Raw genomic sequence first — 10,520 nt, forward strand, 5'->3', positions numbered from 1 at the left:
CTCTAGCCCGGGCCGGTGCCCGGGCCCGAAGGCCCGGGCACGGCGCCTACCGGTCGGCCCGGCGGGAGCTGATCACGCCCGTGTCGAACCCGGCCAGGTGCAGCCCGCCGTGGAACCGCGCGTGCTCGATCTTGACGCAGCGGTCCATCACGACGTTCAGCCCGGCGGCCTCCGCCTTGCGCGCGACGTCCTCGTGCCACGAGCCGAGCTGCAGCCAGAGGGTCTTCGCGCCCACCGCGATCGTCTCGTCCAGCACCGTCGGCAGGTCCTCGTGCCGACGGAAGACGTCGACGAGGTCGGGCACCACGGGCAGGTCCGCGAGGCTGGGGTACACCGGGTGCCCCAGGATCTCGGTGGCCCGCGGGTTCACGAAGTACACGTCGTACGGGGACGAGGACAGCAGGTAGGTCGCCACGAAGTAGCTGGCACGCGCCTGGTTCGCCGACGCCCCGACGATCGCGATCGACTTCGTGGAGCGCAGGATCCGCAGGCGCTCCGGGGCGCTCGGGCCCTGCCAGGTCCGGGTCGTCTCGCTCATCGGGTCGCTCCCGTCGCCTTGGTCAGTGCCTGGTCGAGGTCCCAGAGGATGTCCGCGACGTCCTCCAGGCCCACCGAGATGCGGATGAGGTCCTCGGGCACGCCCGCCGCCTCGAGCTGGTCGGCGGAGAGCTGCTGGTGCGTGGTCGAGGCCGGGTGGATCACGAGGGTGCGCGCGTCGCCGACGTTCGCGAGGTGGGAGGCGAGCTCCAGCGACTCGATGAACAGCCGGCCGGCCTCGCGCCCGTCGAGCAGCACGCCGCTGTTCTCGGGGACCTGGAGGCCGAACGCGAAGACCGAGCCCGGCCCCAGCGGCAGGTACTTCTGCGCCCGCTCGTGGTGCGGGTGCGACGGCAGCCCGGCCCACAGCACGTAGGAGACGCGGGGGTCGGTCTCCAGCCACTCGGCCACCGCGCGGGCGTTCGCCAGGTGCGCGTCCAGGCGGTACGGCAGCGTCTCGATGCCCTGCAGCAGCTGGAAGGCCGACTGCGCCGACAGTGCGGGGCCGATGTCGCGCAGCTGCTCGGAGCGGAGCTTGGTGAGGAAGCCGTACTCGCCGAAGTTGCCCCACCAGCGCACGTCGCCGTATGACGGCACGGGCTCGGTCATCTGCGGGAACTTGCCGTTGCCCCAGTCGAACCGCCCGGACTCGACGACGACGCCGCCGAGCGTGGTGCCGTGCCCGCCGAGGAACTTGGTCACGGAGTGGATCACGATGTCGGCGCCGTGCTCGATGGGCCGCACCAGGTACGGCGTCGCGAGCGTCGCGTCCACCACCAGCGGGATGCCGGCGGCGTGGGCCACCTCGGCGAGCCCCGCCAGGTCGGCCACCTCGCCCGACGGGTTGGCCACGACCTCGGTGTACAGCACCTTGGTCTCGGGCGTGATCGCCGCGGCGTAGTCGGCGGGGTCGGTGCCGGGCACGAACGTGGTCTCGACGCCGAACCGGCGCAGCGTCACGTCGAGCTGCGTCACCGTGCCGCCGTAGAGCTGCGCGGAGGCGACCACGTGGTCACCCGCCCCGACGAGCGCGGCGAACGTGATGAACTCCGCCGACATGCCGGACGCCGTCGCGACCGCGCCGATGCCGCCCTCCAGCGACGCGATGCGCTCCTCGAGCGCCGCGACCGTCGGGTTGCCGATGCGCGAGTAGATGTTGCCGTACTTCTGCAGCGCGAAGAGGTTCGCGGCGTCGTCGGTGTCCTGGAACACGAACGACGTGGTCTGGTAGATCGGCACCGCCCGTGCGCCGGTCGCCGCGTCGGGGATGCCCCCCGCGTGGAGGGCCCGCGTGCGGAACCCGAAGGTGTGCTCGGTCATCGTCCTGCCTTCCTCTCCGCGACTCCTGCTGCCAGGACATCGCGGATGTCGTCGACGGCCCACGGGTTCTGCAGCGACGTGACGTCGCCCAGCTCCTCGCCCTGCCACAGCTGCGCCAGGAGGCGCCGCATGATCTTGCCCGACCGCGTCTTCGGCAGCTCGGGCACCACGATCACGTGCCGCGGCTTGGCCACCGGCCCGATCTCGCGCGCCACCTGCGACCGGAGCGCGGCAGCCCCGGCGTCCGCCTCCTGCGGCGACGCCGTGCTCGCCCAACCTACGCCCGACAGCACCACGAACGCCGCCACGGCCTGGCCGGTGACCGCGTCCGGCACGCCCGCGACGCCGGCCTCGCCGACCGTCGGGTGCGCCACCAGCGCCGACTCGATCTCGATGGTGGACAGCCGGTGCCCCGAGACGTTCACGACGTCGTCGAGCCGGCCCAGCAGGTGCACGTTGCCCCGCTCGTCCAGCAGCGCGCCGTCGCCGGCCACGTAGTACGCGCCCGCGGGACCGTGGCCCGCGAACCTGCGCCAGTACGCGTCGCGGTAGCGCTCCGGGTCGCGCCAGACGGTGCGCGCCATGCCCGGCCACGGCCTGGTCACCACGAGGATGCCGGGCTGGCCGGGGCCGAGCCGGCGGCCCTCGTCGTCCACCACCGCCACCTCGATGCCCGGCAGGGCCCGGGTCGCGGACCCGGGGACCAGCGGCGTCACGTACGGGAGCGGGGCCACCATGGCGGCGCCCGTCTCGGACTGCCACCACGTGTCGATCACGGGCAGCTCGCCGCGCCCGAACGTCGCGCGGAACCACTCCCAGGCGGCGGGGTTGATCGCCTCGCCGACCGTGCCGAGCAGGCGCAGCGACGACAGGTCGTGCTCCGGCAGGGTGTCGCCGAACCAGGTCATGAAGGTCCGGATCAGCGTGGGCGCCGTGTAGTACACGGTGACGCCGTACCGCTCGATGATCTCCAGGTGCCGCTCGCGCGACGGCGTGTCGGGCGTGCCCTCGTAGATCACCTGCGTGAGGCCGTTGGAGAGCGGGCCGTAGATCTCGTAGGTGTGCGCCGTGACCCAGGCCAGGTCGGCGGTGCACCAGTGCACGTCGTCGGGCCGCGCGTCGAAGTGCGCCCAGTGGGCCCAGCTCGCGTGCGAGAGATATCCACCGGAGGTGTGGACAAGCCCCTTGGGCTTACCCGTGGTGCCGCTGGTGTAGATGATGAAGAGCGGGTGCTCGGCGTCGAACGCCTGCGCGTCGTGCACCTCGGGCGCCGTGTCGACGGCGTCGTGCCACCAGACGTCGCGGTCCGTCCAGGCCACGTCGGAGCCGGTGCGGCGGATCACCAGCACGTGCTCCACGTGGTCGAGCCCGGCGACGGCCTCGTCGGCGGTCGCCTTGACCGGCGTCGCGACGCCGCGGCGGTACTGCCCGTCGGTGGTGACCAGCAGCTTCGCGCCCGTGTCGGCCAGGCGGAACCGCAGCGCCTCGGCGCTGAAGCCGCCGAACACCAGGCTGTGCACCGCGCCGATGCGCGCGCAGGCCAGGGTGACCACCACGGTCTCCACGAGCACCGGCAGGTAGATCACCACGCGGTCGCCCGGGCCGACGCCGAGGTCGGTCAGCGCGTGGGCGGCCTGCGCGACGCGGCGCTGCAGGTCGGCGTAGGTGGCCGTGGTCCGCTCGCCGTTCTCGCCCTCCCAGTGCAAGGCCGGCTTGGCGCCCCGGCCCGCAGTGACGTGCCGGTCCACGCAGTTCGCGGCCACGTTCAGCCGGCCGCCGACGAACCAGGCGGCCTCGGGGACGGTCAGGTCGCCGGGGTCGCCCGGGTCACCGACGTCGCCGTCCCGGGGCACCGGCGGGGACCACGTGTGCGCGGTGTGCCACGGCGTCGTCCAGTCGAGGCGGCGGGCCGCCTCCGCCCAGAACGCGACCGGGTCGGCCGCAGCGCGGTCGTACGCCTCGGCGGTGACGTTCGGGGCGGTGACGCGCGGCGCCGTCGTCCCGCCCGCCGTCACGCCCACCGCCGCAGCAGCCGCCGCTCGGCCAGGCCGATCAGCGCGTCGGTGAGCTTGCCCAGCACCGCGAGCAGCACGATCGCCAGCAGGATGCGGTCCACGCGGCCGTTCTGCTGGGAGTCGTTGAGCAGGAATCCGAGGCCCATCGACGACGCGATGAGCTCGGCGGCCACGAGGAACAGCCACGACTGCGCGAGCGCCAGGCGGAGCCCGGCCACCAGCGAGGGCAGCACCGCGGGGAGCTGCACCGTCGTCAGGAGCCGCAGCCCGCGCAGGCCGAAGGCCCGGCCCGCCTCGACCAGGTGGGGGTCCACGTGCCGCAGGGCGGCCGCGATGGTCGTGTAGACGGGGAAGAACGCGCCGATCGCGATGAGCGTGATCTTGGACTCCTCGCCGATCTTGAGCCACAGGATCAGCAGCGGCACCCAGGCGAGCGAGGGCACGGCGCGGATCGCCCCGAGCGTGGGCGCGAGCAGCAGGTCGCCGAGCTTGGACAGCCCCACCAGGGAGCCGACGGCGAGACCCGCCGCGGCGCCCAGCGCGAACCCGATCAGCACGCGCTGCGTCGAGATCGCCACGTGGTGCCAGAGCTGGCCGCGCTCGACCAGGTCGACGGCGGCGTCCCACACGGCCACCGGGCCCGGGAGCTGGTACGGCGGCACGAGCCCGGCCGCCGTCACGCCCCACCAGAGGGCGAGCAGCGCCACCGGGACGAGGAGCCCCAGCACGACCCGGCCGGCCTGGCCGGTCGTGCCACCACCGCGCCGGGTCAGGTCCCCGGCGCGGCCGGTCGTGCCACCGCCGAACGCACCGCGGGCGGGCAGGGCCCGCCCCGGCTCGGTGTTCGGCACCACCACCACCGTGGGGCCCACCTCCCCCGGCTGTCCGTCAGCCATCCGAGGCCACCGCCTCCTGCGCGAACTCGGGCGCAAAGAGCTGGTCGAGCGCGCTGTCGACGTTCTCCTGCGCGGCCACGTCGCCCGACTCGACGAAGATCGGGCCCACGACCTTCAGCACGTCGCGCTGCTTGTCGCCGGGGACCGGGTCGAGGTCGAGCACGGTGCGCTCCTCGATCACCGTGGCCGCGACCTCGGGGTCGATCGAGGCGACCTCGGCGAGCAGCGCGGACAGCTCCTCGGGGTTCTCCAGCGCCCAGGCGCGGGCCTGCTCGTAGGCGTCCACGACGGCCTGCGTGACGTCCGGGTGCTCGTCCACGAACTCCTCGCGCGCGTTGAGGAACCCGTAGGTGTTGAAGTCGATGTTGCGATAGATCAGCTTGTCGCCCGCCTCCGCCTCGGCGGCCGCCATGATCGGGTCGAGGCCCGACCACGCGTCGACGGAGCCGTTGTCGAGCGCGGCGCGGCCGTCGGCGTGCTGCAGGTTCTGCACCTCGACCTCGTCCAGCGGGATGCCCGCCTCGTCGAGGGTCTGCAGCAGGAAGAAGTAGGGGTCGGTGCCCTTGGTGGCGGCGATGGACGCGCCCTCCAGGTCGGCGACGTCCTCGATCTTCGAGTCGCCCGCGACCACGATCGCCGACCACTCCGGCTGGCTGTAGATGTCGACCGTGCGGATGGGCGACCCGTTCGCCCGCGCCAGGAGCGCCGCCGAGCCCGCCGTCGAGCCGAAGTCGATCGCCTCCGCCCGCAGGTTCTCGTTCGCCGTGTTCGAGCCGTCCGACTGCACCCAGGTGACCTCGACGCCGTCGAGCTCCTCCTCCAGCCAGCCCTGCTCGCGGACCACGAGGCTGAGCGGGTTGTACGTGGCGAAGTCGATGTTCAGGGTGTCGGTGCTCCACTCCCCAGCGGTCTCGCCCCCGCCGGCGGCGGCCGAGCCCTCGCCGGCCACGCAGCCGCTCATCGCCATCGCCGAGACGAGGGCCAGGCCGGACGCCAGAACGGTGTGCCTACGGTTACGCATGGGTTCTTTCCTCTCGCTGCCCGACGGCGGCCGGCGGGCTGGGGGTCTGTCGGTTCGGTGAGCCCGGTTCCGGGGCTCGGGGTTCAGGGCAGGGGGCTCGGGTTCAGCGGTCGTGGTGCGTCGGCACGCCGAGCCCGTCGAGCAGCTCCGCGCGGAGCTCGGCCAGGTCGCGGGCGGCGCGGTCGCGGGGCCGGTCGCCCGGCACGTCCACGATCCGCGCGATGCTGGCCGGACCGGCGTCCGCGGGCGCACCGCTGTCGGGGGCGGCGCCGTCCGCGACCGTGCGCAGCAGCACCACGCGGTCGGCGAGGTAGAGCGCCTCCTCGACGTCGTGCGTGACCAGCAGGATCGTCGCGGGCTGGGCCGCGTGGACGTCGAGCAGGAGGTCCTGCATGCGCAGCCTGGTCAGCGCGTCGAGCGCGCCGAAGGGCTCGTCGAGCAGCAGCACACCGGGGTTGCGGGCCAGCGCCCGGGCGAGCGAGGCGCGCTGCGCCATGCCGCCCGACACCTGGCGGGGCCGCAGCCCGGCCGACGCCGCCAGCCCGACCAGGTCGAGCAGCCGGGCCACGCGCTCCCGGCCGGCGTCCTTCGCGGTGCCCGGCGGGAGGCCGAGCGCCACGTTCTGCGTGAGCGTGCGCCACGGCAGCAGGCGGGGTTCCTGGAAGGCGACGGCGGTGCGCGGGTCGGCCCCGACCACGGGTGCGCCGCCGATCGTGACGCTGCCCGCCGTGGGCGCGTCCAGGCCGCTGACCTGGCGCAGCAGGGTGGACTTGCCGCAGCCGGACGGGCCGAGCACGGCCACGATCTCGCCGGGCGTGACCTGGAGGTCGACGTCGCTCAGCACGGTGCGGCCGGTGCGGTCGTCGGTGCGCCCGGGCGCCGCGAAGGTCCGCGAGACGCCGTCGAGACGGACGGGCAGGGCCGGCGACGCGGCGGCGTCCGCCCGGCCGGTGGGCGAGGCTGTGGATGCAGCGGTGGACGGTGCTGCGGGAACCATGGGTGTCATCCCTTGCGATCGGTCCGTGCGGTGGGGCGGTCGCTGTGCACCGGCATGGCCCGGAACGGCCCGGGCGACGTCATCCGGCTTTCCTCTCCCATGGGACGTTCAGTCATCTTTTGTCAGGCAATGCCGATGAACCCCATAGAACCGGATGATGCAACTGGTGCACCAGATCGTTTCATGATGTGAGACCAAAATATGGACGGGCGAGGGCGCATGCATCCGCATGGTCCTCGCCCTGAGCGATTTCCGGTGACTGGACCGGGTGCCGCGAGTACGTTGAGGCGGTGACCCAGCCCTATCTCCGGTATCCCCACATCCACGGTGACCAGGTCGCGTTCGTGGCCGACGACGACGTCTGGCTCGCCCCCGTCTCCGGTGGCCGCGCCTGGCGTCTGACCAGCGACCACGTGCCCGCGACGACTCCCCGCTTCTCCCCCGACGGCACGCGCCTGGCCTACGTGTCCCACAAGGACGGCCACCCCGAGGCCTACGTGGTCGAGCTGGCCGACGGCGCCACGCGACGCCTCACCTGGCTCGGCGGCACGGCCACGACCGTGCTCGGCTGGGACGACGCCGGCCGGGTGCTCGTCTCGTCCAACGCCGGCTCGTACGAGCGCTCCCTGACCGTGGTGCGCGCGGTGGGCCTCGACGGCACGGTCGAGACCCCGCGCTACGGCGCCGCCTGGGGCGTCGCCGAGCATCAGGGCCCGGACGGCGGGCGCACGACCGCCCTGGTCTCGGCGGGCTACCGCACGCCCGCCTACTGGAAGCGGTACCGCGGCGGCACGGCCTCCGTGCTGTGGCTCGACCGGGGCACGGGCGAGTGGGAACGCCCCCTGCCCGACGACGAGGCCGGCACCTACGACCCGATCTGGGTCGGGGACGCGCTGGTGTTCACCTCCGACCGGGCGGCAACCTTCCCCGACCACGCCGACGAGCAGGCGAACCTCTGGGTCTGGGACGGCCTGGCGACGGGCACGCCGGCCGCGGGGCCCCGGCTGCTCACCGCCCAGACCGAGGCCGAGGGCTACGTCCGCGACGCGACGTCCGACGGCGCACGCGTCGTGTGGCACAGCCGCGGCGACCTCTGGCTGCTCGACGCGCTGGACGGCACCCCGCGCCGCCTGGACATCACCCTCACCGGCGCCCTCCCGGAGCCGTACTCGACCGACCCGGACTCGGCGGCACGGGGTGTCGACGGGATCGCCGTGGACAAGAGCGGCGACGCGAGCGTCGTCGGCTGGCTCGGCACCGCGTTCTGGGTGACCCACCGCGCGGGTCCGGCCCGGGCGCTCGTCGCCGACCCGTCCGTCCGCGTGCGGGAGCCCGTGCTGCTCGGCGACACCGGCCGCGCCGTCGTCGTCACCGACGCGGCGCACGCCACCGCGGACGGCGAGAGCCGGGAGGACGCGCTGGAGGTGCACACCCTGCCCGGCACCGACGGGGTGGACCCGGACGCCGCGCCGCAGCGGTTCGCGGCCGGCGAGCTCGGCCGGGTGCTGCACCTGGCCGCGAGCCCCGCCGGCGACAAGGTCGCGGCGATCTCGCACGACGGCCGGGTCAGCGTGGTCGCGCTGCCCGCCCCCGTGCCGGAGGGCACCGCCGCGGACGACGCCGCCGTGGAGCCGGGCACCGTCCTCCCGCTCGGCCGGTCGGCGAACGGCGAGGCGGAGTCCCCGAGGTTCTCGCCGGACGGGCGGTACCTCGCCTGGTCCAGCCCGACCGGCACCGAGGGCGACCACCACCAGGTGCTGATCGCCGACCTGCACGCGGAGACGCCGACGGCGACGCCGCTGACGTCGGGCCGGTTCCACGACTTCTCGCCGGCGTTCAGCGACGACGGCAGGTACGTCGTGTTCCTGTCGAACCGCACGTTCGACCCGTCCTACGACTCCCACGAGTTCGCCCTGTCGTTCAGCGCGGCGACCCGGCCGTGGCTCATCCCGCTGGCCGCGACCGAGCCGGCGCCGTTCGGCCCGAGCGCCGACGGCTGGCGCCTGAGCACGCCGGACGCCAAGAAGGACGGCACGGACGACGGCGCCGCGGGCGACGAGAAGCAGGACGAGGAGACGCACGCGGCCTCGCCCGACATCGACTTCGACGGCGCCGAGGAGCGCGTGGTGCCGTTCCCGGTGACGTCCGGTCGCTACCGCGACCTGCGCGCCGCCAAGGGCGGCGTGCTCTGGGTGCACGAGACCGACGACGCGGGCGTGCTCGGCACGCGGCACGCCGGCACCGACGGCGACCCGGTGCCTGACGTGCTGCAGTTCTGGTCCTTCGAGGCGCGCAAGGCCACGGACGTCGCGGAGAAGGTGACCGCGTACGCGGTGTCGGGCGACGGCGAGCGGGTCGTGATCCGGTCCGGGTCGGGGCTCAGCGCGCAGTCGGCCACCAGCAAGCCCGGCGACGACGACCCGAGCGCCTTCGACATCGACCTGTCCCGCGTCCGCCACGAGGTGGACCCGCGCACCCAGTGGCACCAGATGTTCGACGAGAACGCCCGCATCATGCGCGACCACTACTGGCGGGCGGACATGAACGGCGTCGACTGGGCCGGGACGGTGGCGCGCTGGCGTCCGCTGATCGACCGGGTCGCGACGCACGACGACCTGGAGGACGTGCTCTGGGAGACGGTCGCCGAGCTCAACACGTCGCACGCCTACGTGCGGTCGCCGCACGAGCGCGGCGACTCGTCCCGCAAGCTCGGGCTGCTCGGCGCGGACCTCACGCGGACCCCCGAGGGCTGGCGGATCGACCGGGTGCTGCCGAGCGAGTCGTCCGACCCGGGAGCGCGGTCCCCGCTGCGCGCCGCGGGCGTCGACGCGCGGCCGGGCGACCTGATCGTCGCGGTGGACGGCCGGCCGGTGGACCCGGTGGCCGGCCCGGCCGCGAACCTGGTCGGCGCGGCCGAGATCCCGGTCGAGCTGACCCTGCGCCGGACGCCGGCCCCGGCCGAGGGCGAGACCGGCCCGGCCGCGAGCAGGGACCGGCGCGTCGTCGTCGTGCCGCTCGCCAACGAGTCCGACCTGCGCTACCAGGACTGGGTGCGGTCGCGCCGCGAGTACGTCGCCGAGAAGTCGGGCGGCCGGCTCGGCTACGTGCACGTCCCGGACATGATGAGCACCGGGTGGGCCCAGCTCCACCGCGACCTGCGGCTCGCCGCGGACCGTGAGGGCATCGTCGCGGACGTGCGCTTCAACGGCGGCGGGCACACCTCGCAGCTCGTGATCGCCCGCCTCGCCGCGCGCGTCGCGGGCTGGGGGCTGAACCGGCACTACGACCGCCCCAACTCCTACCCGGACCGCGCGCCGCGCGGCCCGGTCGTGCTCGTCACCAACGAGTACGCGGGGTCCGACGGCGACATCGTGAACGCGGCCGCGCAGGCGCTCGGCGTCGGCCCCGTCGTCGGTGTGCGGACCTGGGGCGGCGTCGTCGGGATCGACGGCCGCTTCGACCTCGTGGACGGCACCGGGATCACCCAGCCGCGGTACGGCCTCTGGCTCGCCGGCAAGGACTTCGACGTCGAGAACTACGGCGTCGAACCCGACATCGAGGTGCGGCACACTCCGGCGGACTACTTCTCCGACGTCGACCCGCAGCTCGAGGCGGGCATCGCCGAGGCGTTCCGGCTGCTGGAGGAGACCCCGGCGGCCGCGCCCCCGGCCCTGCCGGAGCCGCGGGTGCGCCGGCGGTCGTAGCGCACCGCTCCGCCGCGAACGGCGCTCCGC

7 protein-coding genes are annotated in these 10,520 nt (G+C 74.1%); 1 reads left to right on the forward strand and 6 read right to left on the reverse strand.

All coding sequences use genetic code 11. The features are described from left to right. Positions 1–46 precede the first annotated feature (46 nt). From ACFU5G_RS17125 to ACFU5G_RS17150, 6 genes are all read right to left on the reverse strand, one after another. Positions 47–538: a CoA-binding protein gene (locus ACFU5G_RS17125; RefSeq protein WP_020017440.1), complete on the reverse strand. Its 492-nt coding sequence runs from the start codon at positions 536–538 to the stop codon at positions 47–49. Further along, the gene (locus ACFU5G_RS17130; protein ID WP_377247084.1) at positions 535–1,857 is read right to left on the reverse strand and encodes an O-acetylhomoserine aminocarboxypropyltransferase/cysteine synthase family protein; all 1,323 of its coding nucleotides are present in this window, start codon (positions 1,855–1,857) and stop codon (positions 535–537) included. The genes ACFU5G_RS17125 and ACFU5G_RS17130 overlap by 4 nt, the downstream gene beginning before the upstream one ends. After that, positions 1,854–3,878 carry an acetate--CoA ligase gene (gene acs, locus ACFU5G_RS17135; protein WP_377247087.1) on the reverse strand — a complete coding sequence of 675 codons (2,025 nt, stop codon included), beginning with the start codon at positions 3,876–3,878 and terminating at the stop codon, positions 1,854–1,856. The genes ACFU5G_RS17130 and acs overlap by 4 nt, the downstream gene beginning before the upstream one ends. Continuing rightward, positions 3,869–4,768 carry an ABC transporter permease gene (locus ACFU5G_RS17140; protein WP_377247090.1) on the reverse strand — a complete coding sequence of 300 codons (900 nt, stop codon included), beginning with the start codon at positions 4,766–4,768 and terminating at the stop codon, positions 3,869–3,871. Before ACFU5G_RS17140 ends, acs begins: the two co-directional genes overlap by 10 nt. Next, the gene (locus tag ACFU5G_RS17145; RefSeq protein WP_377247093.1) at positions 4,761–5,789 is read right to left on the reverse strand and encodes an aliphatic sulfonate ABC transporter substrate-binding protein; all 1,029 of its coding nucleotides are present in this window, start codon (positions 5,787–5,789) and stop codon (positions 4,761–4,763) included. Before ACFU5G_RS17145 ends, ACFU5G_RS17140 begins: the two co-directional genes overlap by 8 nt. Positions 5,790–5,892: 103 nt before the next feature. Next, a complete protein-coding gene (locus tag ACFU5G_RS17150; RefSeq protein WP_377247096.1) occupies positions 5,893–6,786 on the reverse strand; it encodes an ABC transporter ATP-binding protein in 894 nt (297 codons plus the stop codon). A gap of 290 nt (positions 6,787–7,076) precedes the next feature. Here ACFU5G_RS17150 and ACFU5G_RS17155 point away from each other — a divergent pair, with 290 nt between their 5' ends. Further along, positions 7,077–10,490, forward strand: coding sequence for a S41 family peptidase (locus ACFU5G_RS17155; protein WP_377247099.1), 3,414 nt, complete (start codon positions 7,077–7,079; stop codon positions 10,488–10,490). Positions 10,491–10,520: the final 30 nt, after the last annotated feature.

It is taken from the genome of Promicromonospora sp. NPDC057488, assembly GCF_042802395.1.
In the GTDB taxonomy this organism is placed as follows: domain Bacteria; phylum Actinomycetota; class Actinomycetes; order Actinomycetales; family Cellulomonadaceae; genus Promicromonospora.